The sequence below is a fragment of the Endobacterium panacihumi genome (genome assembly GCF_050847465.1).
GTDB classification, from domain to species: Bacteria; Pseudomonadota; Alphaproteobacteria; order Rhizobiales; family Rhizobiaceae; genus Neorhizobium; species Neorhizobium panacihumi.
Genome location: NZ_JBOZRA010000001.1, coordinates 1,069,084 through 1,081,755, shown reverse-complemented (window position 1 = coordinate 1,081,755; position 12,672 = coordinate 1,069,084). Strand labels below are relative to the sequence as shown.

The 12,672-nt window shown below is 59.2% G+C and carries 10 protein-coding genes and 1 other RNA gene; 4 read left to right on the top strand and 7 right to left on the bottom strand.

What is annotated here, in order from left to right; all coding sequences use genetic code 11:
• Positions 1-157: 157 nt before the first annotated feature.
• From hflC to ACRQ1B_RS05320, 4 genes are all read right to left on the bottom strand, one after another.
• Positions 158-1,129 (bottom strand): protease modulator HflC, encoded by a 972-nt coding sequence (gene hflC / locus ACRQ1B_RS05335; RefSeq protein ID WP_432292613.1) that lies wholly within the window; start codon positions 1,127-1,129, stop codon positions 158-160.
• The gene (gene hflK, locus ACRQ1B_RS05330) at positions 1,129-2,271 is read right to left on the bottom strand and encodes an FtsH protease activity modulator HflK (protein ID WP_432292612.1); all 1,143 of its coding nucleotides are present in this window, start codon (positions 2,269-2,271) and stop codon (positions 1,129-1,131) included. Before hflK ends, hflC begins: the two co-directional genes overlap by 1 nt.
• A gap of 187 nt (positions 2,272-2,458) precedes the next feature.
• Entirely contained in the window at positions 2,459-2,977 is a 519-nt protein-coding gene (locus ACRQ1B_RS05325) for a dihydrofolate reductase (RefSeq protein WP_432292611.1), read from the bottom strand.
• Positions 2,974-3,768 carry a thymidylate synthase gene (locus ACRQ1B_RS05320; RefSeq protein ID WP_432292610.1) on the bottom strand — a complete coding sequence of 265 codons (795 nt, stop codon included), beginning with the start codon at positions 3,766-3,768 and terminating at the stop codon, positions 2,974-2,976. The genes ACRQ1B_RS05325 and ACRQ1B_RS05320 overlap by 4 nt, the downstream gene beginning before the upstream one ends.
• Before the next feature lie 127 nt (positions 3,769-3,895).
• On the opposite strand from ACRQ1B_RS05320, the gene ssrA reads away from it, so the two are divergent.
• The 4 genes from ssrA (at position 3,896) to ACRQ1B_RS05300 (ending at position 5,439) form a co-directional block, all read left to right on the top strand.
• Positions 3,896-4,263: a transfer-messenger RNA gene (gene ssrA / locus ACRQ1B_RS05315) on the top strand.
• A 135-nt stretch (positions 4,264-4,398) separates the two neighbouring features.
• Positions 4,399-4,917, top strand: a complete 519-nt coding sequence (locus ACRQ1B_RS05310; protein ID WP_432293815.1) for an SspB family protein — start codon at positions 4,399-4,401, stop codon at positions 4,915-4,917.
• Positions 4,918-4,955: 38 nt separating this feature from the next.
• Positions 4,956-5,147 (top strand): DUF4169 family protein, encoded by a 192-nt coding sequence (locus ACRQ1B_RS05305; protein WP_432292609.1) that lies wholly within the window; start codon positions 4,956-4,958, stop codon positions 5,145-5,147.
• Between the two features lie 76 nt (positions 5,148-5,223).
• Positions 5,224-5,439, top strand: a complete 216-nt coding sequence (locus ACRQ1B_RS05300; protein ID WP_432292608.1) for a ribbon-helix-helix domain-containing protein — start codon at positions 5,224-5,226, stop codon at positions 5,437-5,439.
• Between the two features lie 28 nt (positions 5,440-5,467).
• On the opposite strand, the gene ACRQ1B_RS05295 is transcribed toward ACRQ1B_RS05300, so the two are convergent.
• From ACRQ1B_RS05295 to nhaA, 3 genes are all read right to left on the bottom strand, one after another.
• Positions 5,468-9,166, bottom strand: coding sequence for an AsmA family protein (locus ACRQ1B_RS05295; RefSeq protein ID WP_432292607.1), 3,699 nt, complete (start codon positions 9,164-9,166; stop codon positions 5,468-5,470).
• A gap of 33 nt (positions 9,167-9,199) precedes the next feature.
• Positions 9,200-10,615 (bottom strand): FAD-binding oxidoreductase, encoded by a 1,416-nt coding sequence (locus tag ACRQ1B_RS05290; RefSeq protein WP_432292606.1) that lies wholly within the window; start codon positions 10,613-10,615, stop codon positions 9,200-9,202.
• Between the two features lie 645 nt (positions 10,616-11,260).
• The gene (gene nhaA, locus ACRQ1B_RS05285) at positions 11,261-12,445 is read right to left on the bottom strand and encodes a Na+/H+ antiporter NhaA (RefSeq protein WP_432292605.1); all 1,185 of its coding nucleotides are present in this window, start codon (positions 12,443-12,445) and stop codon (positions 11,261-11,263) included.
• Positions 12,446-12,672 lie beyond the last annotated feature (227 nt).

The window sequence follows — 12,672 nt, the reverse complement described above, 5'->3', positions numbered from 1 at the left end:
GCTGAGAACCCGACTTATCTGGAACAGAAGCATAAGGCGGAATGAAGACCGGGGAAATTACCTTTTCGTGAGATAGCGCGCTCCATCCCCATGAACAGACTTCCCATACGAAAGGGGCGGCCCGAAAGCCGCCCCTTCAATGATCACTTCCCTGCCATCAGTTGTTGGCAGGCGCGGTCGGCTGGCCACCCGCGGCCGGAGCCGCCGGAAGAGTGCGAACCGGCCCCTGGCCCTGGCCCTGCGCGGAATTGCCGTTCGGGTTCGAGAAGAACCGGAAGAACTGCGAGTCAGGAGACAGAACCATCGTGGTCCCCGTGCCACTCATCGACGTGCTGTAGGCCTGCATCGAGCGATAGAATTCAAAGAATTCCTGATCGCGCGTGAAAGCTTCGCCGAAGATACGGTTCCGCTCGGCATCGCCTTCGCCTCGGATGATTTCCGAATCACGCTGCGCGCCCGACACCAGTTCCACGACCTGACGGTCAGCGACGGCACGACGGCGCTGGCCCTCTTCGTTACCACGGGCGCGGATCAGTTCGGCTTCAGCCAGACGTTCCGCCTTCATGCGCTCGAAGGTCTGACGCGAAACATCCTGCGTCAGGTCGGTCCGGCGAATACGAACGTCCTGGATCTTGATGCCAAGCGTGGTCGCTGCGGTGTTCAGGTCCTCATGCACGTCGGTCATCATCGCCACGCGCTCGTCGGAAAGTGCGGCATTGAAGCTGCGCAGACCGTAAACACGACGCAGGCCTGCATCGAGACGCGTACGCAACAGGCGTTCGGCATTGGCACGTTCGCCGGATGCCATCTGCAGGAACAGACGCGGGTCCTCGATGCGATAGACGACAAAAGCATCGACGTCATAAAAGGCACCGCCGCGAACCTGAACGCGGATATTGTCGAGGTCGAAACGCAGGGCGCGGTCTTCGACGTAAACGACACGGTCTACATTCGCCATGGCGAAAGGCAGCTTGAAGTAAATCCCCGGCTCCGACTTCACGGACTGGATCTCACCAAAGCGGATGACGATCGCCTGCTCGCGTTCATTGACCACGAACACCGACGAATAGAGGATGAAAAGCAGAACGCCAAAAGCGATCAGGAAAGCGGGCAACTTGTTCGAAACCATCAGTTTGCCCCCTGCTGCCCGGCGGCCGTTGCACCGGCCGGCTGTCTTGTGAGTTCATTGAGCGGCAGATAGGGCACGACACCCTGGCCATTCTCGATGATCACCTTGTTGGAGTTCTTCAGAACACCCTCCATGGTTTCCAGGAAGAGACGCTGACGGGTTACATCAGGCGCGTTCTTGTACTGGTCATAAATCGAGATGAAGCGCTGCGCTTCACCCGTCGCCTCGTTGACGACACGGTCGCGGTAAGCGGCTGCTTCTTCGCGAACCTGCGCTGACTGACCGCGTGCGCCACCAAGCTTCTGGTTGGCGTAACGGTTGGCTTCCTCGACAAGACGGTCCTCGTCCTGTTCGGCACGCTGCACTTCTTCGAAGGCATCGGCGACTTCACGCGGCGGCGATGCATCCTCGATCGGAACGGCATTGATCGTAATGCCCGCACCATAACGGTTCAGCGTATCCTGGATGATGTTGAGCACCTGTACCGAGATGCCGGCACGGTCATCACGGAAGATATCCTGCGCAGGACGACGACCGACCACTTCACGCATGGCGCTGTCGGCGACCTGCGAAAGCGTTTCAGACGGTGTCTCGAGCTTGAACAGATAGGCTACCGGATCTGTAATCGTGTAAAGCACCGAAAACTGTACGTTGACGATGTTTGTATCGCCCGTCAGCATCCAGCCGGCATTCGAATTTGCCGTAGTTGCGCGCGCACCGATCGTCTGCTGCTGCTCTGTGATCTGAACGATCTCGACCGTTTCGATCGGCCAGAAGTGGAAATGCAGACCCTGTCCGGACACTTCCTGCTTCGGCACGCCGAAACGCAATTCGACGGCGCGCTCGTTCGGCTGCACCGTGTAGAAAGACTGGAACACCACAAACGCGACCACCACCAGCGCCAGAATGGCAAATATGCCACCATTGAAGCCGCCGGGCATCACGCCACGCAGACGATCCTGACTACGCCGGATCAAATCTTCCAGGTCAGGTGGGCCGCCATTGCCGCCGTTTCCACCGCCGCCGCCACCGCGCGGGCGGTTCGGTCCCTGCCCCCAAGGACCACTTTGGTTATTTCCGTTGTTATTATTTCCGCCGCCGCCCCCCCAGGGGCCGCCGCCATTCTGATTGCTCCAGGGCATCAAAACCTCTTTGTTGGAATACTCCCATGCCGGTGGCGCGCGAATTCCCCCGCACATTTCCCGATCCAACCCGTTATAGGGTTCACAACACGTGGTTTCAACGCGCGCTCAATAACTTCCCGGTGTTCTGGGTCAGTTTCGCAAGGCTTTGAGACGATTTCGAAAACGAAACCTTACAAAGCACAACCTATCTGCGGCGATAGGTCACAAAACGGGTTGGGTAAGTGTCCTTTTCCCCGGCGGCGACAAAAATCTCCTCGCCCTTTTCGAACACGGCAGGATCGATGGCGGGAAAGAAGGTGTCACCGTCAGCGATCGCTGCTTCGACGTGAGTGATGTAGAGAATGTCGGCCATATCCATGGCCTGCCGATATATGTCGCCGCCGCCGATCACAGCGACCTCCTTTGCACCGGTCTCGCCGGCAATCTCATCGGCTCGCTCCAATGCCACAGCCAGAGAGAAAGCCGTCTCGGCGCCTTCGACCTTAAGGTCGGCATTGCGTGTCACAACGACATGCGGCCGTCCCGGCAGCGGTTTTCCGCCAAACGATTCGAGCGTCTTGCGTCCTACGACCACCGGATTTCCAAGTGTCATCGCCTTGAACCGCTTGAGATCGGTGGATAGTTTCCACGGCATATCTCCGTCGCGCCCGATGACACCATTTTTTGCCACGGCAACGATGATGGACACCGGATGTTTTTTCACACCGCCACCTGCGCTTTGATGTGGGCATCCGCCTCATAATTCTCGAGCGTGAAATCCTCAAACGTGAAACCGAAAATGTCCTTCACGTCCGGATTGATGCGCATGGTCGGCAAAGCCTTGGGCGTACGCGTCATCTGCAACTCAGCCTGCTCGAAATGGTTCGAATAGATATGCGCATCACCCAGCGTGTGGATGAACTCGCCGGGCTTCAGGCCGACGACCTGCGCCACCATCAGCGTCAAAAGCGCGTACGACGCGATATTGAATGGAATCCCCAAAAAGATATCACCGGAACGCTGATAGAGCTGGCAGGACAGTTTTCCGTCCGAGACATAAAACTGGAACAGGCAGTGGCAGGGCGGCAGCGCCATCTCGTCCACCAGCGCCGGGTTCCAGGCGGAAACGATATGGCGACGCGAATTCGGATTGGTCTTCAGGCCTTCGATCAGGTTTTTGATCTGGTCGACATGGCCGCCATCGGGCTTTGGCCAGGAGCGCCACTGGTAACCGTAGACCGGGCCGAGATTACCGTTCTCATCGGCCCACTCGTCCCAGATGCGCACGCCGTTTTCCTTGAGATAGGCGATATTGGTATCGCCCTGCAGGAACCACAGCAGTTCGTGGATGATCGATTTCAGGTGCAGTTTCTTGGTGGTCAGAACCGGAAATCCGTCCGAGAGGTCGAAACGCATCTGGTAACCGAAAACCGAGCGCGTGCCGGTGCCGGTGCGATCGCCGCGATCGCTGCCGGTTTCCATGACATGCCGGAGAAGGTCTAGATATTGTTTCATAGGGTGGGCCGCCGATTCCTGAAATTTTGGTTTACATAATAGCATGCCTGCCGCGCACCAATGGGATCTGTTTGTCGTTTACGCGCTTTTCCCGGCTTTTCACGATCATCACAGCAAGATGACAAGACCTCTTTTCAACGGCCTCGCGAACCCCTATATCAGCCGTGCCGGACTTCGGTCCGGATATGGCGATAAATGGTCGGTGTAATAAACCTATTGGACCCGGGGGCGGTACCCGGCGCCTCCACCAAAAACCGGTTGGTCGAAATGACCGGCTTTTGATGGGGGCGAAATAGGATCGACAAGGGCGTAAAGATCGTACTTTTGCTCGGCATGATACCGCCGTTATCGGGTCACAAGTGTAGTTGCAAACGACAACAACGCTAAGGAATACGCTCTCGCTGCCTAATGGCGGTGCGGGAATTCCGCTCTAAGTCCTTACGGTTAGCCCCGTAAGGCGGGGTTCGGAGGTACCTGGCAACAGAAACCTCCACCTTCTCCTTCCCCCTGAAATTTTGTAGAATGCTCGGAATCGAGCTTGGGCGGGGGCTTTTCCCCAACCTTGCCCTGCCCTATAACGGGCGAACGCAACCGATTGAGAAAAGACGACAACGAATGGAAGACAGGCCGATGGGGCAGGATCATATCCGCTACGATATTCTGGCGCAGGACGCACTGCGTGGCGTCATCCGCAAGGTTCTGTCCGAAGTCGCGACGACCGGCCGGCTTCCCGGTGAACACCACTTCTTCATCACCTTCCTGACCGGCGCGCCGGGCGTGCGCATTTCGCAGCACCTCAAGCAGAAATATGCCGAGCAGATGACCATCGTGGTCCAGCACCAGTTCTGGGACCTGAAGGTCAACGACACCCAGTTCGAGATCGGCCTTTCCTTCTCCGACACGCCTGAGCGTCTGGTCATCCCGTTCAATGCCATCCGCGGTTTTTATGATCCGTCTGTGAATTTTGAACTCGAATTCGAAGTTCCGATGGCAGACGAGGACGAAAACGAGACCGGCGCGGAAATTACCGCCTACCCGATCGATGCTGCTGCAAAGCCGGTTGCAGACAGCGACACGGAAGAAAAAAACGACGAGCCGAAAAAAGAAGGTTCCGTCGTGTCACTGGATTCGTTCCGCAAGAAGCACTGAGTTGATCGGCCTTTCGAGGCCTGGCGGAGAGCACGCACATGGCCGACATCGTCAACCTGCGTCAATTCCGCAAGACCAAGGCAAGATCCGAAAAAGAAAGCCAGGCGGAACAGAACCGCCTGACTTTTGGACGAACAAAGACCGAAAAGACGCTGACCAAGGCGCTGAACGACAAGGCCGAGCGCGCGCTCGACCAGAAGAAGCTGGACAAGCCTGAAGACGACGCCTGACCCGGCGTCATGACGTTACGTTACCTCACCGCCTGAAATGCCGAAACGATCAGCCTCGTTGTGCGAGTACGATGCCATGATCCGCAAACATTCCGCGACCCTGCATGGGCACCGCACCAGTTTTACACTGGAAGACGAGTTCTGGAGCGAACTCAAGACGATTGCCGTTGCGCGCCAGAAAAGCATTGCGGGGCTTATCGCCGAAATCGATGAAGGGCGAGACGCCGAGAGCAATCTATCTTCGGCGCTGCGCGTGCATGTGCTGCGGCATTTGAAGGGCGAGACGGCCTGAGTGCCGCCTGGCCTTCACCATCCCGACCTTACTGCTGCACGCCCGGCAGGCTCTGGAAATCCTGATTGTTGAAATCGAGCGTGGGCGTGCCACCATCGGCTGGTGGCAAGTTCAGGCGAGGTTCTGCCGCTTCACGACGGCGCCGTTCCTCTGCTGCCTTCTCCTCTGCCTGACGCTGCTGTTCCTGTTCGGCGACCGACCGTGCCTCTTCTTCCAGACGCAGCTTTTCCTCCGCCTCGGCTTTTTCGCGGGCGATGCGGCGTTCGTTTTCGCGGAAGGAATAAAGCGCTGCCTCACGACGCAGCCGCTGTTTTTCAAGCACGCTCGCCTGCAAGGTCTCGACGCGGCGACGTTCCTTCTCGAAAGCGCGCATGGAGAGAAAATTGCTCATGTCGGCAACGTCGATTGTTTCCTGCGGCGCCGACAGGTCACCGGAATAGACAAGCTTCAAGGCTGCATCGCCACCCGCAAGCGATTCTTCGCCGGCATCAAGCCCCACGGTGATTTCGCCTGCGATCCTGCTCTCGCCAAAATTCAACCGAACGGCACCGTTGAGTTTTGCCGCACCATCGACGGCAGTGATGTTCTGGGCGCGGGCTTCGCCATCGGTCATGGTGAACGGAATGGTGACGTCGCCGATGCGCGTTTGACCGGCATGAACCAGAGCAGCGACAAGCGGCTGGACCTTTGCCGCCGTTACCTCGCCCTTGATGCCGTCTGCCTGTGTGAGCAGCGGGCCCAGCAGGCCGGGATTGAGGCTGTTGACGGTGACATTCGACAAGCGAACCTGCCCCGAACCGCTGGCCGACCCCAAAAGATCGGCGACGCTTTTGGCCGTTGCCTCTGTAACCAGATCAAACCCAATGCCGCCGGTCGCGACCGGTGCGCCGCTTTCTGCCTGCCAGATGAGCGGTGCAAGATCGCCGCCTTCCAGCGTCAGACGGGTCTGGAAAATGCCGACGCCCTGCCCGTTCGACATCATCAATCTGCCGCCGAGCTTGCCGCCATTCCAGGTACCGACGAGATTTTCGATCGTCAGATTGCCGCCGCGATGGGTTATGCGGCCGGAAAAATCCGTGACCGGCGCGGTAAAATCGGTGCGCAGGATTTTGGCGCTGACATCGAGCGTGGCGTCCGTGCCGAAAATCGGCAACGCAAAATCCTTGGTCGTCAGCCCCCCGGTTTCGGGATCGGTGATCGGGCCATAGATGGCTTCACCGAGCCAGGCGAAATCAAGAGTGTCGATGGCAAGCCTGCCGCTTGCCGCAAGTGACGGCGTGCTGCGGTCAAGGCGGATTTCGCCATTCAATGCATTGCCGGCGAGCGTGCCTTCCAGACCGGAAACGGTGATGGCTTCGGGCGTGAGCGCCAGATCTGCGGACAGTCTTGCCGGCAGACCCGCGCCGAATTGCGGCAGGCCGACGCCGGTCATCAGCAGATAGGGTTCGATATCCGGGCTCTCGACGGACAGTTTTAGCTGGCCGTTGCCGAAGCCGGGGTCCATGAGGTTGATGTCGCCCCTTGCCGAAAGCTGCGTTGCGCCGGCGGCATAACCGATATCGATATTGGCAGGCTTGTCACCGCTGCCGGTCGCGATCAGGGTCAGGCGACCATCCCCTTCCACGTCGAAGGGCAGCGGATCGAAACCGGCCTGGCCGAATAGCGTTGCGGCATTCGGATTTTCCAGACTGGCTTGAATATCAAACGTGTCGCTGCCCGTCAGATTGAGCAGGTTGGGCAAGCGGATATCACCGCTGACGCGGCTGCCGTTGCTGATGCCGGAAAGGTTGGCGGCGATGCCGTTGACGTTGCCACCCACGGTCACATCGGCTCTCAGATCGGTCTGCGCATACCAGCCGGCACTTTCCGCCAGACGCGTCAGGGCCGGATTACGCGGCAGACGATCGCGCAGCATGGCGAGAAACGGTGTCGGATCGGCGGATTTCATCGACACCGTACCGTTTCCGGCATAAGCGAGCAGCGAACCTTCGAGCTTGCCGCTTGCGGAAATTTCGGTGCCGGCAAGATCGCCGACCGTCAGCTTTTCCAGCGAAAGACCGCCATCGGCAAATGAGAAGGTCGTATCGACCTTGTTGGCGGCAACACCGAAGGCGTTGAACCGATCGGCACGCAGCGTGCCGGAAAGCTTGTGGTCGAGAACGTCACGGCCAGCATCGTCACCGGTCAGCAGCGAACCAAGTGCCCGCATGGCGTCGATGTCGATCTCGTTGCCGGCAAGGTCGACCGTCAGGCTCGGTGTCTGTTCGGGAAAGGACTGGCGTTCGAGATTGCCGGTGAGCGTCGCATTGCCGATCGCCAACTCGAGATCCTGAAAACGCTGGCGTTCGGTGGTGAGATCGACCTTTGCGGAAAAACCGGCGGAACTCAGGCGGCGAATGGCGGGATCGACCTTGCCGGACAACCAGTCGGCCAGGCCCGAGGGCTGGTTGGAGGCGAGCAGCATGTTGCCGGAAAAGGCCGCCTTGCCAACCAGTTGCAGGCTGCCGCTTGCTTCAACACGGGTGCGGCCGGGCAAGGTCGCAACGACATTGTCGACCGCCCATCCCTGCCCGGCAGGGCGCAGATCGAGGCGAATGTCGCGCATGGTCGTATCATTGAGAACGATGGCCGGGAGGCGCAGGCTCGCCTTTCCCGGCACCTGCGGGATCGGAATGGCGGCGGCCATGCGGATCAGCGCATTCAAACGTCGTTGAGCTGACACTGCCGGATTGCGCGATGTCTTGCCACCAGCCTCCTCCTGTGTCAGGCGATTGACGTCGATCTGCTGGCCATCTCCGGTGAGCAGGAATTCCGGATGTTCGCCGGTATCGAGCGTCGCTTCGCCGGTGGTGACGTAAGGGTTATCAAGGGCACCGAGTTCCAGCCGATATTCGGGGATGCGGATACGATCATTGGTGAGTTCGAACCGACCTTTTACGCGCGGGCCGGGCGGCGGCGCGGTCACAGGTTCTTCCTCGGTTTCTTCCTGCAAGGTTATGAGGTTGAAAGCCCCATCATAACCGGCGCGGCCTTCCTTGACCGCCAGCGCGCCATCGAGCTGCAGTTCGATCGGCTGGAGATCGGGCCACAGGCGCAGCCGCAGCGGCACTGTGCCAGCCGTTGCGTCCGGCTCACCGCTCGAAAAATTGAAACGGGCATCGTATCCGTCGAGATTGGCCGTGCCATCCGCGCGCCATGGGCCGGCGAGAGAAGCGGCCGCCATATCGGCGTTAAACGCCGTCAGGCGGCGGGTGCGGCCCGTCTGCTCATCGATAAACTCGATTTCAGCATCGGTGATGTGCACGTCTTCCAGCACAACATTGCGGGCCGGGATATCGGCGCGACTGCCCCGCGTCCAATCCAGCGTGCCATCCGGCAGAACACGGATGCGCGCCTTGGGCCGCACGATGCGCATGTCGAAGATGCGCGCTTCGCCGGACATGAAGGGCGCAAGCTCCATATCCATGGAAAATTCGGCGGCCTGAACCTGCGGCGTACCATCGGTATCGCGGCCGATGCGCACGTCATGCATGGTGACCGACGGGAACGGCAGAATGCGGGCATCGACATTGCCGTGAACGGTGACTTTCTTGCCGAGGATGCGGCTCGCCTGATTCTCGAATTCGGTGCGGAAACTCGACCAATCGAGGAAAAACGGGGCAAACAGGGCCGTGAACAAAGCCACGACCACCAGGCCACCGAGGAAGAGCATGATCCGTCCGAGCACTGCCTGTCGTCTCCCCTTATCCGCCGTTTCCCTTTAATCCGCCTGATGCCAGAGCTTGCCGGGGTTGAAGATATTGTCCGGGTCGAGGCTTTTCTTCAGTGCCTGCATCAGGCCCAGAGCCGGGCCGATTTCTTCGGCAAGCAGGCTGAGCTTGCCCTGGCCGACGCCGTGTTCACCGGTGCAGGTACCATCCATGGCCAGCGCGCGCTGACCGAGACGATGGGTAAAAGCTTCCACCTTCGCCACCGATGCCGGATCCTTGTCGTCGAACATCACCAGGACATGAAAATTGCCGTCGCCGGCATGTCCAACGATCGGTGCGAGAAGGCCAGCTTCCTGAATGTCAGCCTGGGTTTCAGCCACGCATTCGGCCAGACGCGAGATCGGCACGCAGACGTCGGTCGAAAAGCCGCTCAGCGACGGATCGAGTGCCCGGCCGGCCCAATAGGCATTGTGACGTGCCTTCCACAGTTTTGCGCGCTCTTCGGCATTGGCCGTCCAGACGAATTCGTCTGCGCCGAACTCGGCGGCGATTTCGGCAAACTGCGTCGATTGCAGCGCAACGGTTTCTTCGGTGCCGTGAAATTCCAGAAACAGCGTCGGCTTTTCCGGATAGGAGAGATCCGAATAAGCATTGCAGGCGCGGATCTGCATGGCATCCAAAAGTTCGATACGGGCGACCGGAATGCCCATCTGGATGGTCATGATGACAGCGTTGCAGGCGGCTTCCACACTTTCGAAGGCACAGACACCGCCGCCGATTTTTTCAGGAATGCCCTGCAGGCGCAGCGTTACCGAGGTGATGATGCCGAGCGTGCCTTCCGAGCCGACGTAAAGCCGGGTCAGATCATAACCCGCCGACGATTTTCTGGCGCGGGTGCCGACATGGATTTCCTCACCGTCGGCAGTCACGACCGTCAGCGCCAGAACATTGTCCTTCATGGTGCCGTAGCGTACGGCATTGGTGCCGGAGGCGCGCGTCGCCGTCATGCCGCCGATCGAGGCATTGGCGCCGGGATCGATCGGGAAAAACAGGCCCGTATCACGGAGGTGAACGTTCAGTTCCTCGCGGGTGATACCGGGCTCCACGGTGACATCGAGATCTTCCGGCGAAACACGCAGCACCTTGTTCATGCGCGTAAAATCGATGGAGATCCCCCCATTCACGGCGTTTATCTGGCCTTCCAGCGACGAACCGGTGCCGAAAGCGATGACCGGGACCTTGTGTTCGGCGCATGTCCTGACGACCTGCTTCACGTCCTCGCTGGTCTCGGCAAAAACCACGCCGTCGGGCAATTGCGCCGGCAGATAGGTGGTGGTGTGGGCATGCTGCTCGCGAAAGGACTGGCCGGTCTGGAAACGCTCGCCGAACGCCTGTTTGAAAATCTCGAGGACGGCGGCGATGCCCTCCTCGTTGCGTTTGCCCTGACGAACGTCCTTGATTGCCATGTCTCAAAATTCCCGTTTCATCCGGGCCTGAACGGCCCTCACCCTTGTGGTATGGGAGCGGTTGGACTTTGTCCAGTTTCAAGCGGGCAGAGTCGGGCCTTGGCGATCTTCGATTTTCAAAAAACGCCCGCTGTCGTTGCGGGTTATGCGGCCGGGGCACGCCCTGTGCCTCCTAATTTAATTTTATAATGGCGCACGACGTGCCCCGTTCGGTGGTTTTTCCGCGCAACTCCGGTCCTTCTGCGGCGGCTCGCTGTTATTGGTTATTAGATCGAGCCGGTTTGTGTGCGACACACGCACGCCCCGCCATCTTTCAGACGAGAGGAAGACCATTTTCTGCGCAGCCCCGCATGGATCACCTGCATCAGGGCGTCCCATGCGATCACCGGCTCTATCTCGCCGGCAATGCGGACCGGTGTAGCCGAAACAGAACGCGATGAGTGTCGCACATTCTGGAAATGCGGGGATGAACTCGGATTCAAGATATTGATATCGTTGAATCGACCCCTCAAAACGTCCCCAGGCTTTTGTCAATTTTCAGGGATTGGTACGCAAGGATGGGCCGGAATGACGAAGGTGAAGGTTGGGATGACGCAGAATGTAAGACAGGCGGTTACATGATCCGCCCGTCCACATTTCAGCCGTTTACGCTGCCCGCCGTCCAAAAATCACCAGTAGCAGCGCACCGAGAATACCGGCCACGACCGACCCCATCAGAATGCCGATCTTGACGTGATCCTGAACGGCCGGATCATCGAAGGCAAGCAGGCCGATGAACAGCGACATGGTGAAACCGATGCCGCACAAAAGCGCCGTTCCGGTCATCTGGCCCCAACTGGCCTTGGCCGGCAACTGCGCCAGGCCGAGCTTCACGAGAACGGCAACCGTGCCCATCACACCAACCAGCTTGCCGGCCAGAAGACCAACGGCAACACCCATGGTGAGCGGCTCGGAAAACAGCGCCAGCGACACGCCCGACAGCGACACGCCGGCATTGGCGAAACCGAAGATCGGCACGACGACGAAGGTGACCGGCTTGTGCAGCAGATGCTCCAGACGGTGCAACGGCGATTCGGCATGTGACGCTTCCGGCGTACCCGGCGTGGGTTTCAGCGGAATGGTGAGCGCCAGCAAGACGCCCGCAAGCGTGGCATGCACACCGGAGGCAAAAACCAGGATCCACAGCACCATACCGAGCGCCAGATAAGGCCAAAGAGCCAATATCTTCATGCGGTTCAACCCAACAAGAGCAGCGAGAACCACGGCCGCGCCAGCGAGGGCCGGAATGCTCAGATCCGCGGTATAAAAGACGGCGATCACGATGACGGCGCCGAGATCGTCGATAATGGCGAGTGCTGCCAAAAAGATTTTCAGCGAGGCCGGCACGCGCGAACCAAGCAACGAAATGACACCAAGCGCAAAGGCGATATCGGTTGCCGTCGGAATGGCCCAGCCGCGCAGCATCGACGGATCCTGCCAGTTGAAGGCGACGTAAAACAGTGCCGGGAACAGCATGCCGCCAGCGGCCGCCGCGCCGGGCAGGATGCGCCGGCTCCATGTCGACAGCTGCCCATCGAGCATTTCGCGTTTGATCTCAAGCCCGACGAGGAGGAAGAAAGCGGCCATCAACGCATCGTTGATCCAGTGCAACAGGCTGAGCGGCCCGATGTAGATATGCAGGAGATAGAAATAGGTCTGGGCCAGCGGCGAATTGGCGATGACGATGGCAAGCGCGGCCACCACCATCAGCACGATGCCGCCGGATGCCTCATTGTCGAGAAAATGGCGCAAGGTTGAACGGATTTTTCCTGTGGATCCGGATGAAGACATACGGTCTCACTCCCTCTGTGGAAGGTTGATCAAAGTCTCCGTCGGTTTCGGAAAATCCGTGGCGCACGCAGCACACGCCGTGAGATGGGTTGTAGCGAAGAAGCTGATGAATTTCCATAAAAAACGGCGTGCCGCTGGTAAATGGCCCGTATCCTTGCCGGGCGCCGTCGCGCCATGAAGCGCGACCGCAACGAGGCTGCTGCATGCCGGCCTCATCTTTCACCACC

Bases quoted from the DNA above. Each gene is read 5' to 3' on its own strand.
- ACRQ1B_RS05300 (WP_432292608.1), top strand. From the start codon at position 5,224: ATGATCCGCAAACATTCCGCGACCCTGCATGGGCACCGCACCAGTTTT.
- hflK (WP_432292612.1), bottom strand. From the start codon at position 2,271: ATGCCCTGGAGCAATCAGAATGGCGGCGGCCCCTGGGGGGGCGGCGGC.
- ACRQ1B_RS05305 (WP_432292609.1), top strand. From the start codon at position 4,956: ATGGCCGACATCGTCAACCTGCGTCAATTCCGCAAGACCAAGGCAAGA.
- ACRQ1B_RS05290 (WP_432292606.1), bottom strand. From the start codon at position 10,615: ATGGCAATCAAGGACGTTCGTCAGGGCAAACGCAACGAGGAGGGCATC.
- ACRQ1B_RS05310 (WP_432293815.1), top strand. From the start codon at position 4,399: ATGGGGCAGGATCATATCCGCTACGATATTCTGGCGCAGGACGCACTG.
- hflC (WP_432292613.1), bottom strand. From the start codon at position 1,129: ATGGTTTCGAACAAGTTGCCCGCTTTCCTGATCGCTTTTGGCGTTCTG.
- ACRQ1B_RS05320 (WP_432292610.1), bottom strand. From the start codon at position 3,768: ATGAAACAATATCTAGACCTTCTCCGGCATGTCATGGAAACCGGCAGC.
- nhaA (WP_432292605.1), bottom strand. From the start codon at position 12,445: ATGTCTTCATCCGGATCCACAGGAAAAATCCGTTCAACCTTGCGCCAT.